Origin of the sequence: Marivita sp. S2033, assembly GCF_046592965.1 — a bacterium.
GTDB lineage: Bacteria > Pseudomonadota > Alphaproteobacteria > Rhodobacterales > Rhodobacteraceae > Marivita.
In genome coordinates this window covers 140837-155349 of record NZ_JBISBV010000003.1, presented here as the reverse complement: position 1 = coordinate 155349, position 14513 = coordinate 140837, and the positions used below count along the sequence as shown (strand labels likewise).

Sequence of the window (14513 nt, the reverse complement as noted above, 5' to 3'; positions counted from 1 at the left end):
TTCGGATCGCACCCGTCCGACACCCGAAAAACTCACCACAAGCCTTTTGCTGTCCCCGGGCACGTAACGGATACGCAAGGGACCTTCGTCCAGCACAAGAACGGGTGATGTACGGTACATAAATTCGGTCGTTCCCAAGCGGCGAAACACATCAATGGATTAGCGCCTTAGAAAGGGTCGAAATTATGATACCTTTGCGTTGAATTTCCTACCATTTCGCGGCCGCAACGCCGTGCCGATACACGGTCACCGCAAGCGGCAAGTGCGCACGATAGTCTCTGGACTGCGCGCGACAATCTAGGAAGGGATCGGCTTTGGCGCCACGGCGTCCAAAAGCCAAAATCTCAAGAAATCTGGTTTCTTGGGGGATTTTTGGCTCCGGCGGTAGGGATCGAACCTACGACCAATTGATTAACAGTCAACTGCTCTACCGCTGAGCTACGCCGGAACACGAGGCGGGGTTTAGCAACAGTGGTGGGGCGCGTCCAGAGGGTTTGGCAAAAAAATGCGCCTATTTGTGACAAAGTTCAAAGCATGCCTCTGCGGTCAGCTGGCCATCGGGAATAACCGTTTTTTTGCGATAAAGATCAATCATATGCGCAAGGATATTCCGTGTCGCGGCGCGCATCAGAGTAGGGGGCGTGTCGGTGTAGATGCGCCTGGCCAGATCGGCGCAGGTTGCAGGGCCGTCGCGCAGGGCGGACAGGAGCGCGGCTTCGCGCGAGTGGCGGTGCGCGATCAGCCAGTCGAGCCGGGACGCGGGATCGGTGATCGGCGCGCCGTGGCCCGAGTGGAGCACGGACCAAATTCCACTCTGCACACGGCGGCACGAATGCATGAAATCGGTGAGATCGCCGTCGGGCGGAGAGACCAGTGAACTGGCCCAGCCCATGACGAGATCGCCGCAAAAAAGCGTGTCATTCCAGCCAAAACACATATGATTTCCGAAATGCCCGGGCGTGTGCAGCGCCTGCACGCTCCATTCCGCGCCGTGGATCTCTGCGCCGTCATGCAGTTCGACATCGGGCTGGAACCCGAGATCGACGCCTTCGCCACCGCGCATCAGGCCGTGATTGGCGAGATCTTGCATCAGCTCGCTGCGCCCGCCAAGCGCGCCTGAAAAGGCATAGACCGGCGCGGCGGTCTGGCGCGAAAGCGGACGTGCAAGCGCGGAATGGTCGAGATGCGCGTGAGTGACGAAAATCGCCGACACTTTGGCCGCGCCAACCGCGCTGAGGATCGCGTCGAGATGGGTTTCGTCGTCCGGACCGGGGTCGATGATCGCGATGTCGGACGTGCCCAGCAGATAGGTGTTGGTGCCGCGAAATGTCATCGGCGACGGGTTCGGCGCAAGGATGCGGCGCAGGCCCGGCGACACTATGTCGGGCACGCCTGGAATCGGCCGGAACTCGGGTTGGGGATCGTTCTGCATGGCGCCGACAGCATCAGGCTGCGCCGTGATTTGCAACCTCTTGATGACGGGTCATTCCGTTTTGTCAGGCAGTGCAGTAGCGTGGCGGCATGAATTTTGACTGGCTCAAACGCTACATGCCTCGCGGGCTTTACGGTCGCGCCGCGCTGATCCTGATTCTGCCGGTGGTGACGTTGCAACTTGTCGTGTCGGTGGTGTTCATCCAGCGGCATTTCGAGGGCGTCACCGAACAGATGAGCGTCGAGCTTGCGCGCGAGATCAATGCCGCGCTCGATGATGAGTGGGTCGATGAACCGGCATTGGCGCGCGCCTTGCGGCTGGATTTCCTGGACACCTCTGCCGAAGACATGCCGGCGCAAAATTTGCGCCGATGGTATGATTTCTCCGGCATCGTCGTGACGCGCACGCTGGAACGCGACGTCGAGGGATTTCAGCGTCTCCATCTGGTGGATGATCACACGGTGTACGTATGGGTCCGGCGGGATGATCAGCCGTTGGTGAAGATCGAGTTCAATCGCGAACGCGCGTCGGCGTCGAATCCGCATCAACTGCTGGTCAACATGGTGGTCTTCGGCGCGCTGATGACATTGATCGCGTATATGTACATGCGCAACCAACTGCGTCCGATCACCCGTCTGTCCGAGGCTGCCGAAGCCTTCGGCCGCGGTCGGCATGTGCCTTACTCGCCTTCGGGCGCGGTCGAGGTCCGCTCGGCCGGGCACGCGTTTCTGGAAATGCGCTCGCGGATCGAGCGGCAGATCGAGCAGCGCACCATGATGTTGTCCGGGGTCAGTCACGACCTGCGCACGCCGCTGACCCGCTTGCGGCTGGGCGTTTCGATGCTGGAGGACGAGGACCGAGAACCGCTTGAGCGTGACATTGACGATATGCAAAGGCTCATCGATGCGTTTCTCGAATTCGCGCGAGGCAATTCGGACGGCACGCCCGCCGAACCGACCAGGGTGCCGGATTTCGTGCAAGACATTGTTTCCATATGCCAACGCGCCGGTATGGCGGTCGAGCTTGGGGAGATCCGGGGGCAGGGCGAAGTGATGCTGCGGCGCACCGCGATGCGGCGCGCGATCGAAAACCTGATCGGCAACGCCGTGCGCTATGGAACGCGGTGCGAGGTGTCCGTGTCGCTGACCGAAAAATCGCTGCGCATTCGGGTCGAAGACAACGGCCCCGGCATTGCGCCCGAGCACCGCGACACAGCCTTGCGCCCGTTTGTCCGCCTTGATCCGGCGCGCAATCAGGACAAGGGTTCGGGTGTCGGATTGGGGCTGGCCATCGCCGCAGACATCGCCCGCGTTCACGGTGGTGTTCTGCGTCTTGGCGAAAGCCAGGCCTTGGGAGGATTGTGCGCCGACATCGTGATTGCGCGTTGAGCGCAGGGCGAACGAACGCGCCGGTCAGTGTCCTGTTGGTCCGTCGGCCCGTGCCGTCTGAGCAAGCAAAACCGCCTGTGTGCGACTGTGTACGTCAAGTTTTCGAAGAATGGCCGTGACATGTGTTTTCACCGTCGTTTCGGCGATCGACAGATCAAATGCAATCTGCTTATTCAACTTGCCTTGGCAAATCAAATCAAGGATGCGCGCTTGTTGCGGCGTCAATGACGCGAGGCGCCCGGCGGCCTCTGTCTCATCGAGTACGCTAGCGGATGGAAACGCGTGTCCCACGCACAGGCGTTCGATTTCCGCGCGGATCTCGGCGCGGCAAGACAGTTTCGTGATGAACCCAACCGCTCCTGCGGCCAGGGCGTCCCTGGCAAGGCCGCTGGTCATGTCCGCGCCCACGGCGAGGATTGCGGCCTCTGGCGCGGCCGCGTGCATGGCGACCAGCGCGTCGACTCCATGAGCGTCGGGCAGTTCCAGATCCACGACAATGACATCCACGCGCACGCGAGATTCCAGAAGGAATAGCGCGGACGTCACTGTGTCGGTTGCGTGGACATGGCCAAACTTCACCATTTCCTGCAAGATCTGCGTCAGCGCGTCACGGTATAGCGGATGATCGTCGATCACCAACGCCGTTAGGGATGTGTCGCCATCGTCGTCCATTGCCCTCACCACGGATGTCGCGCTTTTGCCCGGGGCCTTTAGCGCTCCGGCAACAGCCCGCGCGGGTTCAGCCGAAGAACCAGAAGCAGGATCGCTCCCATTGTCAACAGACGCATATGCTGCACAGAGTCCAGAAGGTGCGTCTTGAGCCACGAACCATCCGCCATTCCAGCGGTCACGAGCGTCATCACGAGCTGTCCCATCGGTTCGACCTGAACCCACAGGAACCAGATCAGGAATCCGCCCAGAACCGCACCCAGATTGTTCCCCGATCCTCCGACAATCACCATCACCCAGATCAGGAACGTATAGCGCAGCGGCTGGTAGGTGCCGGGCGTCAATTGCCCGTCAAGCGTGGTCATCATCGCACCCGCGATACCGCAAATGGCCGAGCCCAGAACAAAGACTTGCAGATGCCGGGCGGTGACATCCTTGCCCATCGCGCGCGCTGCGGTTTCGTTGTCGCGGATGGCCCGCATCATGCGGCCCCACGGGCTTTTCAACGCCAGTTGCGACAGCACCAGCAAGATAATCAGAACCACCGCAAAGAGCAGTCCGTATTCCAGTTTCACGTAGAGCGTCGACGCGGTTGTCGGGTCCAGATTGAAATCGGTGGCACGCTCCACGAAGGCGGGATCGGCTTGCAGATCAACCTCGTAAGGCACCGGACGGGGCAGGCCGATCACGTTCTTGACGCCGCGCGCAAGCCAATCCTCGTTCTTGAGGATCGCGATGATGATTTCGGCAATCCCCAGCGTCGCGATGGCGAGGTAATCCGACCGCAAGCCAAGCGCGGTCTTGCCGATGATCCATGCAACACCAGCCGCCAGAAGCCCACCGACGGGCCAGGCAAGAAGTACCGGCAAACCCATCCCTCCGAGATAGCCCGACACCGCGGAATCCACGCTCTCGACAGATTGCACCGCCGGATCGAGCACCATGCGGCAGACGACCAGCCCAACGAGCAGCACCGCCGCCGTGGCCCATCCCCGCAAACGTCCGGAGGTGCGCGACCAGATCAGCACCGCCGCCACGACCGACGCGGCCCCCAGAACCAGACCCAGCAATATCTGAATGCCACCGGCTGCCCAGGCGGCAGGCACTGGCGGCATCGACACCAGAACAACCGCAAGCCCGCCAAGCGCGACAAAGCCCATCACACCGACGTTGAACAGTCCCGCCAATCCCCATTGCAAGTTCACGCCAAGCGCCATCACCGCGCTGACCAGACCCATGTTCAGGATCAACAGGGCCGAATTCCAGCTTTGCAAGAAACCGGTTCCGATTATGAGACAGGCGACAATCGCAAACAGTACAAGCGCTCTCATAGCGACTTCCCCCGGAAAAGGCCGGTTGGCCGGAACAGCAACACGATGACGAGGATCACAAAGCTGACGGCGAACTTGTATTCGGTGCTCAGGATTTGCACCAAGCCGTCAGGCTCCAATGCGGGCGGCATGAAGTAGACCAACACTTTCTTCCAGGCATAGGTGATCCCGACCTCGGAAAACGCGATCACGAATCCGCCCGCAATGGCGCCCAGCGGGTTGCCCAGACCGCCGACGATGGCCGAGGCAAAGATCGGCAAGAGAAGCTGGAAATAGGTGAACGGTTTGAAGGACTTGTCCAACCCATAAAGCACACCTGCCACCGTCGCCAGCGTCGCCACGATCAGCCATGTGACCAGCACCACACGCTCGGGGTTGATGCCCGACAACAGCGCCAGATCCTCGTTGTCAGAGAACGCGCGCATGGATTTGCCGGTGCGCGTCTTGTTCAGGAACCAGAACAGGATCGCCACGATCACCACCGCAGCGATCACGGTGATCACCTGAGAGGTGCGCAACGCCAGTCCTTCCTCCAGCCCGGTCAACTTCTTGAAATCGCCCGCCGAAATCACGAACCGCGCGCCATCGGCAAACCTCTGGTCATCTGGGCCGATGATGATACGGGTAAAGCCGTTATAGATGAACATCACCCCGATCGACACGATCACGAGGATCACCGGCTTGGCCTTTTGTGCCCGGTAGAATTTGTAGACATATCTGTCGGTCAGCAAGATCAACGCCGCCGCGCCGATGATCCCGAACGGAATCGCCAACAGCGCAGTCGGGAAGGGGCCAAGCGACACGCCCAGCGACTGCAACCCCCATGTCGCCAGCACCGCGAACATGGTGCCAACGGCCATCGTGTCGCCATGGGCGAAGTTGGAAAAGCGCAGGATGCCATAGATCAGCGTGACCCCAAGCGCGCCGAGCGCCAGTTGACTGCCATAGGCAATCGCCGGGATCAGCACGAAATTGGCCAGCGCCACAAAGCCGTTCAACAGGTCCATCAAGTCGCCCCTCCACAGGAGCGCCGCGCCGTCCCGTGCTTCTTTTCTTCAATAAAATGCAAATCCACCATCTCCATCCCGCGTTGCCTTTGGGTCGCGCGTGCCTTGCACTGGCACATCCCTGTCATCCCCCAAGGAAAGACCGCCGCACATCCGGATCGGCAAGCAGTTCCTTGCCCGTTCCCGTATGGCCGTTGCGCCCCTGAACCAGCACATACCCTTTGTCTGCAATTTCAAGCGCCTGGCGGGCGTTCTGCTCCACCATCAGGATCGAAATCCCAGTCCGCGCCACCTCGATGATGCGATCGAACAGCTCGTCCATGACGATCGGCGACACACCGGCGGTCGGCTCATCCAGCATCAGGACCTTGGGTTTTGTCATCAGGGCACGTCCGACCGCGACCTGCTGGCGCTGCCCGCCCGAGAGTTCGCCCGCCGCCTGAAGGCGCTTTTCACGCAGGATCGGGAACAATTCGTAAACCTGTTCCATCGTTGGCGCGAAATCGTCCTCGCGGATGAACGCCCCCATCTCGAGGTTTTCCTCGACCGTCATCGACGTGAAGATATTCGAGGTTTGCGGCACAAACCCCATGCCCTCGCGCACCCGCGCTTGCGGTGTCAGCGCCGAGATGTCCTGTCCGTCCAGCCGCACCGAGCCCTCGCGCAGATCGAGCATGCCGAACACGGCTTTCATCGCCGTTGATTTGCCGGCACCGTTGGGGCCGACGATCACCGCAATCTCTCCGCGCTCGACCGCGATGGTACACCCATGCAGGATGTCCGGCCCGGATTTGCCATAGCCGCCCGTCATGGTCTCGCCGATCAGGTACGGCCCCCCTGGCGCGGGCATCGGACGCGTTTGCGTGCCGGTGCCGCGCATCGTGCCCTGTCCGTGCGGATTGGTGATCGAGCGGTCGCGATTGCCGCGATCGTCCTGATAGGGATTGTTGCTCACCCGACCGCCTCCTTGTTCTTGAGGCCGGTGCCAAGATACGCTTCGATCACGCGATCGTCCGATTTGATCTCGTCTATTGTGCCTTTCGACAGCACCTTGCCTTCGGCCATCACGATCACCGGATCACACAGGCGACCGATGAAATCCATGTCGTGTTCGATCATGCAGAACGTGTAGCCGCGCTCCTTGTTCAGGCGGATGATGGCGTCGCCGATGGTGTTCAGAAGGGTCCGGTTCACACCGGCGCCCACTTCATCGAGAAACACGATCCGGGCATCGACCATCATCGTGCGGCCAAGCTCGAGAAGCTTTTTCTGCCCGCCCGATACCTGCCCGGCCTTGTGATCCGACAGATGCTCGATGGTCAGGAATTCCAGCACCTCGTCAGCCTTGGCCCGCAACGCGCGTTCCTGGTCGGCAATGCGCTTGCGTCCGAACCAGGTGTTCCAAAGCGTTTCTCCGGTTTGATCCCCCGGCACCATCATCAGGTTCTCGCGGCATGACATCGAACTGAATTCATGCGCAATCTGGAACGTGCGCAGCAGCCCCTTGTGAAACAGAGTGTGCGGCGCAAGCCCGGTGATATCCTCGCCAGCCATGAAGACCTGGCCGGACGTTGGCGGAAGAACGCCCGCCACCACGTTGAAAAGCGTGGTTTTTCCTGCGCCATTCGGACCGACGAGCCCGGTGATCGACCCGGTCTCGATCTCAAGCGTGGCCCCATCGACCGCGCGAAATCCACCAAAATGCCGATGGAGGTTCTTAACCTCGATCATTCCTCACCCAAAACGTTCAAAACGCCCCCCAACACATTGAAGCGGCGCGAGAAACCCCGCGCCGCTTTGATCTGCTATTTGCAATCCACGATCAGCGGTAGCCAACCACTTTCAGCGCGCCATCCTCGATGACATATTCGGCGTAGCTGCCAGCCGCTTCGCCGGGTCCGACGAATTCCACGCCGGTTGCGCCGCCGTAATCAATGTCGCCGCCGCCGGCAAGGATTTCCAGTGCCTTGTCCAGCTCACCCGGCATGATCGGCTCGCCCGGTGCGTTGGCGACCATTTCGATCTTGCCAACATAGTCGCCCGGTTCGGTCGATCCGGCCGCCGCCATCGCAAGCAACATCAACGCCGCTGCGTCATAGCTTTCGCCCGCATAGACGCTGGTTCCGTCGATGCCCGCAGCCGAGGCCATCTCGGCAAATTTCGCGCCGCCTTCATTGTCGCTGCCCGGCGCCGTGCCGATGCTGCCGCCGATGTCGCTGCCGAAATTGGCCGTCAGCTGATCGCCGACCATACCGTCACCGAACGCGAACATATCGAACGCTCCGGTGTCCAGCGCACCCTGAATGACGCCAGCGCCACCCTGATCGACATAGCCGAGCACAACCAACGCGTCGCCACCGGCCGACGCCAGCGCGCCGACTTCGGCCGAGTAGTCCGCCTTGCCATCTTCGTGCGGTGCCGTCAGCGTGACCGTTCCGCCCGCGTCCTCGAACGACGATTGGAACGCGTCCGCAAATCCTTTGCCGTAATCATTGTTGGTATAGGTCACGGCAACCGACATGATGCCTTTCTCGGCCAGAATTTCGGCGAGAACCGCGCCCTGACGCGCGTCAGAGGGGGCAGTGCGGAAGAACAGACCGTTATCCTCGGCAGTGGACAGGGCCGGCGATGTGGCTGCCGGAGAAATCATGACCATGCCGTTGGGTACGGCGACGTTGGCCAGAATGGCGCCGGTCACGCCGGAACAGTCCGCACCCATGATGCCCTTGATTCCGTCGCCAGTGATCAGACGCTCGGCTGCGGCCGTTGCAGCGGCGCTGTCAACACAGGTGGAATCGGCGCGCACCGGTGTGACCGTGACACCGTCCAGCAGCTTGCCGCTTTCGGTGACTTCCGCCATCGCCATTTCGGCACCGGCGGCCATTGCAGGGGCCAGAGATTCAATCGGGCCGGTGAAGCCCACGATGATGCCCATCTTGATTTCGTCGGAATGGCTGGCTGCGAATGCAGACCCCGCCATCAATGCGCCAGCCGCAGTGGCCGTCAGCAGTTTTTTCATTTTTCACTCCCATGTTGGAACAACAAATTGTCCGACACGAAGCCTAGAGTCGTGTGAAAAAAAAGAAAAGCCCTCTCGGGATGTCTTCGAGGTGCCGTTACGTCCGCTGCACGGCGCATCTAGCGATCATTCGGAAGGGGCACAGTGTCCAATTCGTGCTTCAATGGCCTATTCCACCGCACGCGACGCATGTGCACCGCGTTCGCGGTAGGGGGTCGTCTCGTAATGCGCGCGGTAGCATTTGGAGAAATGCGACGGTGACGCGAAACCGCAGGCGAGGGCGACGTTGATGACGCTCATATCGGTCTGCATCAGCAGGTTGCGCGCCTTTTGAAGCCGCAATTCCATATAGTACCGCTTCGGACTGCGATTGAGATACCGGCGGAACAGGCGTTCGAGTTGCCGAGTCGACATTCCGACATGCTGGGCCAGGATGGAGGGGCTGATCGGCTCTTCGATATTTTGCTCCATCATCTGGATCACCCGGCTCAGCTTGGGATGGCGGACGCCGATGCGGGTGGGGACCGACAGGCGTTGCGTGTCCTGATCGGTGCGGATCGAATTGTAGATCAACTGGTCGGCCACCGCGCCCGCCAGCTCTTCGCCGTGATCGTCGGCGATGATCTTGAGCATCAGATCGACCGAGGCCGTGCCGCCCGCCGTGGTGATACGGTTTCCATCCACGACAAAGATCGACTTGGTCAGATCGACCTCGGGAAACTCCTCGGCAAAGCTGTCCTGATTTTCCCAATGAATCGTCGCGCGTTTTCCGTCAAGCAAACCGGCGATGGCAAGGGAATAGGCGGCGGTGCAAAGCCCACCCACCGTCGAGCCGCGCCGGGCTTCGCGACGCATCCAGTTGAGCAGGCGTTTGGAGGTGGCCGATTGTACGTCGAGGCCGCCGCAGATCAGGATCACGTCGTCGCGGTTCAACTCGACCAGATCGCTGTCGACACGAAACGCCACACCGGCGGAACAGCTCACTTCGCCGCCGCCTTCGCTGATGATCGTCCAATCGTATAATTGCCGGTTGGCCATCCGGTTGGCGATGCGCAGGGATTCCACGGCTGCGGAAAAGCACAGCATGGTAAACTCTGGCAGCAAGACAAAGACGAATTTCCGTGCCTTGCTCGGGACATGATCCAGATCGACCGTTTGGCGCTTTGGCAACATTGAGCGGAGCCCTCCCAAGACCCAGACCCGTGCTCTGCGGCACATTGCGCGTCACAAGGGCAGATGTGGCGCGCCGGGTCAAGAGTCGCGGGACAATTCGCGACTGGTCAGCAGGGGCCGGGTTCTGTATAGCGGGGCCGCTAACGCTAACGATGATATTGGATCAATCCGGAGTAACGACAATGACCGAGTGGAAAAAATCAGGCTGGCGCGCGAAACCGCGGGTGCAGATGCCTGACTATACGGACAGCGCCAAGCTGGAGGCTGTCGAGGCCCAGCTGGCAAAGTATCCGCCGCTGGTTTTTGCCGGCGAGGCGCGACGTTTGAAAACTGAGCTTGGGGCGGCCTCGCGTGGCGACGCGTTCCTGCTTCAGGGCGGCGATTGTGCTGAGTCCTTCGATCAGTTCAGCGCCAACGCGATCCGCGACACATTCAAGGTGATGTTGCAGATGGCGATGGTGCTGACCTTCGGCGCCAAGGTTCCCGTGGTCAAGGTGGGCCGCATGGCGGGCCAGTTCGCCAAGCCGCGCTCGGCTCCGACGGAAACGCTGAACGGGCAGGAATTGCCCAGCTACCGTGGCGACATTATCAACGAATTGCCCTTCACACCCGAGGCGCGCATTCCCGATCCGGCCAAGATGCTGCAAGCCTACACACAGGCGGCCGCCACGCTGAACCTGCTGCGCGCGTTCTCGACCGGTGGTTATGCCGATGTGCATCAGGTGCACCAGTGGACGCTCGGTTTCACCGAGGGTGAGAACGCCGCGAAATACCGCGACATGGCGAACCGGATCAGCGACACGCTCGACTTCATGAACGCCGCCGGTCTGAACAGCGACCGCGCGCCGTCTTTGCAGACGGTGGATTTCTACACCAGCCATGAATCGCTGCTGCTGGAATACGAAGAGGCGCTGACGCGTCAGGATTCGACCTCGGGCAAATGGCTTGCGGGCTCTGGTCACATGATCTGGATCGGTGATCGCACCCGTCAGACCGACGGCGCGCATGTGGAATTCGCCCGCGGCGTTCTGAACCCGGTTGGGCTGAAATGTGGTCCCTCCACAACGACAGACGATCTCAAAGTGCTGATGTCCAAGCTCAACCCCGAAAACGAGGCGGGCAAGCTGACGCTGATCGCGCGGTTTGGCGCGGGCAAGGTGGGCGAACATCTGACGCCGCTGATCAAAGCGGTTGCCGAAGAGGGCGCGAACGTGACCTGGGTCTGTGATCCGATGCACGGCAACACCATCAAATCCTCGACTGGCTACAAGACCCGGCCGTTCGACCTGGTGCTGCGCGAGGTCAAGGATTTCTTCGCGGTTCACAACGCCGAAGGCACGATCCCCGGCGGTGTGCATTTCGAGATGACCGGTCAGGACGTGACCGAATGCACCGGCGGCGTCCGCGCTGTCAGCGAAGAGGATTTGAGCGACCGCTACCACACCGCTTGCGATCCGCGCCTCAATGCGTCGCAATCGTTGGAACTGGCGTTCCTTGTGGCCGAAGAACTCACAGCACGTCGCCAGGCGTCCGACGAGGCCAAGGCAGGCTGAACGCGGTCTTTTGAAACAGGGGTGGCGGGCTTTTTGGCCCGCCATTTTTTATGCCGTTCACCGGCACGACCTGCCCAGCGCGAGGCTTGCGGCGGTACATGTGGCTCAGTGCTGCAATAGTGGCGTCAGTTCGACACCACCAGCCGCAGATGTCCGCGCCGCGCCAACGCGGGTGGCGGGGGCAGCATCGGCGTTGTGATCGCGGCCGTCGCTACTTCACCGATATCAAAGCGGCGCGGCGTGCGACCGGTCGGGCCGGAGGTGATAAAGGTGCCAATGCATTTGGTGATGTCGTTGACATCGTCGCGCAGCGGATAAAGCCGCAACTGGGCCTCGATTGACGGTTTACCGTATTGCGCCGCCGCGTGCAGGTTCATGCACAGCTGAACCGGTTCGTCGAACACCCGCGCGATGTGAAGGTTGAACGCCTTGCGGGCAGGGGGTATCGCCAGAACGGACAGCGGCATCCCTGCAACTTCCATCCCCATGATGGCCGACAATGCGCCACCCGCGACCCGGAGCCGGGCGTGTCCGCAAGACAGGTGGTCGGCCATGAAAGCGTATTCGAGCGCGTCCTGAATGGCGCCTGCATCAACTGCCGATCGCCGCGGAACAGGGCAGGCTGCCGACAGATCATGCCAATATCGGTCGATGATCTCGACCGCGCGTGACTGATGGCGTGACACTGCCGCGTCGATCATCGACATGTCGGTCATACCTTCCCTCTCGCCATACCCAAGAACCGTTTTAACACAAATTTGCGCAAAATGGATCGACATTCTTAAGCCTTGGTTAACCTTTTGCGGCACCCGCGCGGCTTGCATCGCGACGTTCCAGCGCTTAACCCCGAGCAAGGATCGCGAGGGCAGGGAGAGCGGAATGCGTCAATCCATGACAGGCTTTGCCTCGGGGCAGGGCGAAGCGCTGGGCGTCGCGTGGTCGTGGGATCTGCGTAGCGTCAACGCCCGTGGCCTCGACATTCGTATCCGCGTGCCCGACTGGATCGACGGGCTTGAACAAGCCTTGCGCGGTGCGCTGAGCACACGGCTGGCGCGGGGCAGTGTGACGGTGTCGTTGCGCCTGCAAGGCGCAAGCACCGAGTCGGCACAGGAATTGAACGAAGCGCAGCTTGACCGCGTTCTAGGCGCCATGCTGCGGATCGAGGCAGAGGCCATGACCCGTGGCCTGTCGCTCACCGCCTCGAGTGCGGCAGACCTGATCGCGCTCCGTGGTGTGATGGACGTGGCGCAGCATCAGATCGACCCGGCAGAGATGCGCGCGTTGCTCGTCAACGATTTCGAACCGGTGATCGACAGCTTCCTTGCATCGCGCGCCGCCGAGGGCGCGGCACTAAGCGCTGTCTTGACCGCGCAGGTGTCGCAAGTGGCCGAACTGGTGTCGCAGGCTGCCACATTGGCCGACGCGCGCCGCGACGAACAGGCCGAACGGATGCGCGCCGCGATGGCGCGGGTGCTCGAGACACAGGAGACCGTCGATGAACAGCGCATTGCGCAGGAACTGGCGCTGATCGCCGTCAAGGCGGACGTGACCGAAGAGCTCGACCGCCTGCGCGCTCATGTTGACGCCGCGCGCGACCTTCTTGCCGCAGAGGGTGCCGTGGGTCGCAAACTTGATTTCCTGATGCAGGAATTCAATCGCGAAGCGAATACGCTGTGTTCCAAGGCCCAGTCCGCGCCTCTGACGGCATTGGGGCTTGAGTTGAAATCGGTGATCGAACAGATGCGGGAGCAGGTACAGAATGTGGAGTGAGACATGAGACACCGGCGCGGCCTTCTGATCATCCTGTCCTCGCCGTCGGGCGCAGGCAAATCCACGCTCTCACGGCGGTTGCTTGACTGGGACGACAGCCTGAGCTTTTCGATCTCCGCCACCACCCGCGCGCCTCGGCCCGGCGAGGTGGACGGGGAACATTACCATTTCCTGAGCGAAGACGCGTTCAAGCGCGACGTGAACGCGGGCGACATGCTGGAGCACGCGCATGTGTTCGGAAATTTCTACGGCTCGCCGCGCGCGCCCGTGCAAACCGCCATCGACGCGGGCAATGACGTGCTGTTCGACATCGACTGGCAGGGCGCGCAGCAGATCGTCAACTCCTCGCTCGGCCCGCACACGCTGTCGATCTTCATCCTGCCGCCCTCCATCGCCGAACTGCGTCGCCGGCTGGAGGCGCGCGGACAGGACAGTGCGGAGACCATCGGCAAACGGATGCTCAAAAGCTGGGACGAGATCAGCCATTGGGGCAGCTATGATTTCGTGCTGGTCAACGACGATCTCGATCGCAGTTTCGAGGATTTGAAAACTATCGTGACTGCCACCCGGTTGCGGCGTCTGCAACAGCCCGATCTGGTCGAACATGTCCGCAAGTTGCAACAGGAATTCGAGGAGTTGACATGACGCTTTACACACTCGACGGTGTGTCTCCACAGGTGGACGACGACACATGGATCGCACCGGATGCCAATATCATCGGTCACATCATCATCCGCGACGGCGCAAGCGTCTGGTTCGGATCGACCCTGCGCGGCGATAACGAGCCGATCACCGTCGGGCAGGGCAGCAACATTCAGGAAAACTGCGTTCTGCACACCGACATGGGCTATCCGCTGACCATCGGCGCGGGTTGCACGATTGGTCACAAGGTCATGCTGCACGGCTGTACCATCGGAGACAATTCCCTGATCGGCATGGGGGCCACGATCCTGAACGGCGCAAAGATCGGAAACAACTGCCTCATCGGAGCCGGGGCGCTGATCACCGAAGGCAAGGAAATACCCGACGGATCGCTGGTCATGGGCGTGCCGGGCAAGGTTGTGCGGCAACTCGATGACGCGGCCATCGACGGCCTGCGTCAAAGCGCCAAGGGCTACCAGGCCAATACGCGGCGTTTCCGGGATGGGCTTGTCGCAATCTGAAATTCGGG

The 14513-nt window shown here is 61.2% G+C and carries 14 protein-coding genes and 1 tRNA gene; 5 read left to right on the top strand and 10 right to left on the bottom strand.

Features of this window, described 5'->3' with window-relative positions; all coding sequences use genetic code 11:
* Positions 1-373 precede the first annotated feature (373 nt).
* Together ACGKZZ_RS07490 and ACGKZZ_RS07485 are read right to left on the bottom strand one after the other, a co-directional pair.
* A tRNA-Asn gene (locus tag ACGKZZ_RS07490) sits at positions 374-448 on the bottom strand.
* Positions 449-511: 63 nt separating this feature from the next.
* Positions 512-1432, bottom strand: a complete 921-nt coding sequence (locus ACGKZZ_RS07485) for an MBL fold metallo-hydrolase (protein ID WP_411222892.1) — start codon at positions 1430-1432, stop codon at positions 512-514.
* Between the two features lie 89 nt (positions 1433-1521).
* Between ACGKZZ_RS07485 and ACGKZZ_RS07480 the strand changes: the two genes are divergently transcribed.
* Positions 1522-2820, top strand: a complete 1299-nt coding sequence (locus ACGKZZ_RS07480) for an ATP-binding protein (protein ID WP_411222891.1) — start codon at positions 1522-1524, stop codon at positions 2818-2820.
* A 24-nt stretch (positions 2821-2844) separates the two neighbouring features.
* Here the strand turns inward: ACGKZZ_RS07480 and ACGKZZ_RS07475 are convergent, their stop codons facing one another.
* From ACGKZZ_RS07475 to ACGKZZ_RS07445, 7 genes are all read right to left on the bottom strand, one after another.
* Complete coding sequence (locus tag ACGKZZ_RS07475; protein ID WP_411222890.1) at positions 2845-3492, bottom strand: response regulator transcription factor; 648 nt, start codon at positions 3490-3492, stop codon at positions 2845-2847.
* Positions 3493-3530: 38 nt separating this feature from the next.
* Entirely contained in the window at positions 3531-4820 is a 1290-nt protein-coding gene (locus ACGKZZ_RS07470) for a branched-chain amino acid ABC transporter permease (protein WP_411222889.1), read from the bottom strand.
* Complete coding sequence (locus ACGKZZ_RS07465) at positions 4817-5827, bottom strand: branched-chain amino acid ABC transporter permease (RefSeq protein WP_411222888.1); 1011 nt, start codon at positions 5825-5827, stop codon at positions 4817-4819. Before ACGKZZ_RS07465 ends, ACGKZZ_RS07470 begins: the two co-directional genes overlap by 4 nt.
* Before the next feature lie 124 nt (positions 5828-5951).
* Positions 5952-6782, bottom strand: a complete 831-nt coding sequence (locus ACGKZZ_RS07460) for an ABC transporter ATP-binding protein (RefSeq protein ID WP_411222886.1) — start codon at positions 6780-6782, stop codon at positions 5952-5954.
* Positions 6779-7558, bottom strand: a complete 780-nt coding sequence (locus ACGKZZ_RS07455; RefSeq protein ID WP_411222885.1) for an ABC transporter ATP-binding protein — start codon at positions 7556-7558, stop codon at positions 6779-6781. Before ACGKZZ_RS07455 ends, ACGKZZ_RS07460 begins: the two co-directional genes overlap by 4 nt.
* A 91-nt stretch (positions 7559-7649) precedes the next feature.
* Entirely contained in the window at positions 7650-8846 is a 1197-nt protein-coding gene (locus ACGKZZ_RS07450; RefSeq protein ID WP_411222884.1) for an ABC transporter substrate-binding protein, read from the bottom strand.
* Between the two features lie 168 nt (positions 8847-9014).
* On the bottom strand, positions 9015-10019 hold the full coding sequence (locus tag ACGKZZ_RS07445) for a GlxA family transcriptional regulator (protein ID WP_411222883.1): 1005 nt from the start codon (positions 10017-10019) through the stop codon (positions 9015-9017).
* A 182-nt stretch (positions 10020-10201) separates the two neighbouring features.
* On the opposite strand from ACGKZZ_RS07445, the gene ACGKZZ_RS07440 reads away from it, so the two are divergent.
* Positions 10202-11572, top strand: coding sequence for a class II 3-deoxy-7-phosphoheptulonate synthase (locus ACGKZZ_RS07440; RefSeq protein ID WP_411222882.1), 1371 nt, complete (start codon positions 10202-10204; stop codon positions 11570-11572).
* 125 nt (positions 11573-11697) lie between these two features.
* Here ACGKZZ_RS07440 and ACGKZZ_RS07435 read toward each other — a convergent pair whose 3' ends face one another.
* Positions 11698-12288, bottom strand: a complete 591-nt coding sequence (locus ACGKZZ_RS07435; protein ID WP_411222881.1) for a PAS domain-containing protein — start codon at positions 12286-12288, stop codon at positions 11698-11700.
* A 163-nt stretch (positions 12289-12451) separates the two neighbouring features.
* Between ACGKZZ_RS07435 and ACGKZZ_RS07430 the strand changes: the two genes are divergently transcribed.
* Genes ACGKZZ_RS07430 through ACGKZZ_RS07420 form a run of 3 tightly spaced genes read left to right on the top strand, consistent with a single transcriptional unit; the run spans position 12452 to position 14505 of the window.
* Positions 12452-13342, top strand: coding sequence for a YicC/YloC family endoribonuclease (locus ACGKZZ_RS07430; RefSeq protein WP_411222880.1), 891 nt, complete (start codon positions 12452-12454; stop codon positions 13340-13342).
* 3 nt (positions 13343-13345) lie between these two features.
* Entirely contained in the window at positions 13346-13987 is a 642-nt protein-coding gene (gene gmk, locus ACGKZZ_RS07425; protein ID WP_411222878.1) for a guanylate kinase, read from the top strand.
* Positions 13984-14505 (top strand): gamma carbonic anhydrase family protein, encoded by a 522-nt coding sequence (locus ACGKZZ_RS07420; protein WP_411222877.1) that lies wholly within the window; start codon positions 13984-13986, stop codon positions 14503-14505. The genes gmk and ACGKZZ_RS07420 overlap by 4 nt, the downstream gene beginning before the upstream one ends.
* The last annotated feature ends 8 nt before the right edge of the window (positions 14506-14513 follow it).

Excerpts from the sequence above, each read along its gene's own strand:
- ACGKZZ_RS07450 (WP_411222884.1), bottom strand. The coding sequence starts at position 8,846 with ATGAAAAAACTGCTGACGGCCACTGCGGCTGGCGCATTGATGGCGGGG.
- ACGKZZ_RS07485 (WP_411222892.1), bottom strand. The coding sequence starts at position 1,432 with ATGCAGAACGATCCCCAACCCGAGTTCCGGCCGATTCCAGGCGTGCCC.
- ACGKZZ_RS07470 (WP_411222889.1), bottom strand. The coding sequence starts at position 4,820 with ATGAGAGCGCTTGTACTGTTTGCGATTGTCGCCTGTCTCATAATCGGA.
- ACGKZZ_RS07480 (WP_411222891.1), top strand. The coding sequence starts at position 1,522 with ATGAATTTTGACTGGCTCAAACGCTACATGCCTCGCGGGCTTTACGGT.
- gmk (WP_411222878.1), top strand. The coding sequence starts at position 13,346 with ATGAGACACCGGCGCGGCCTTCTGATCATCCTGTCCTCGCCGTCGGGC.
- ACGKZZ_RS07430 (WP_411222880.1), top strand. The coding sequence starts at position 12,452 with ATGCGTCAATCCATGACAGGCTTTGCCTCGGGGCAGGGCGAAGCGCTG.
- ACGKZZ_RS07445 (WP_411222883.1), bottom strand. The coding sequence starts at position 10,019 with ATGTTGCCAAAGCGCCAAACGGTCGATCTGGATCATGTCCCGAGCAAG.
- ACGKZZ_RS07455 (WP_411222885.1), bottom strand. The coding sequence starts at position 7,558 with ATGATCGAGGTTAAGAACCTCCATCGGCATTTTGGTGGATTTCGCGCG.
- ACGKZZ_RS07475 (WP_411222890.1), bottom strand. The coding sequence starts at position 3,492 with ATGGACGACGATGGCGACACATCCCTAACGGCGTTGGTGATCGACGAT.
- ACGKZZ_RS07440 (WP_411222882.1), top strand. The coding sequence starts at position 10,202 with ATGACCGAGTGGAAAAAATCAGGCTGGCGCGCGAAACCGCGGGTGCAG.
- ACGKZZ_RS07420 (WP_411222877.1), top strand. The coding sequence starts at position 13,984 with ATGACGCTTTACACACTCGACGGTGTGTCTCCACAGGTGGACGACGAC.
- ACGKZZ_RS07435 (WP_411222881.1), bottom strand. The coding sequence starts at position 12,288 with ATGACCGACATGTCGATGATCGACGCGGCAGTGTCACGCCATCAGTCA.
- ACGKZZ_RS07465 (WP_411222888.1), bottom strand. The coding sequence starts at position 5,827 with ATGGACCTGTTGAACGGCTTTGTGGCGCTGGCCAATTTCGTGCTGATC.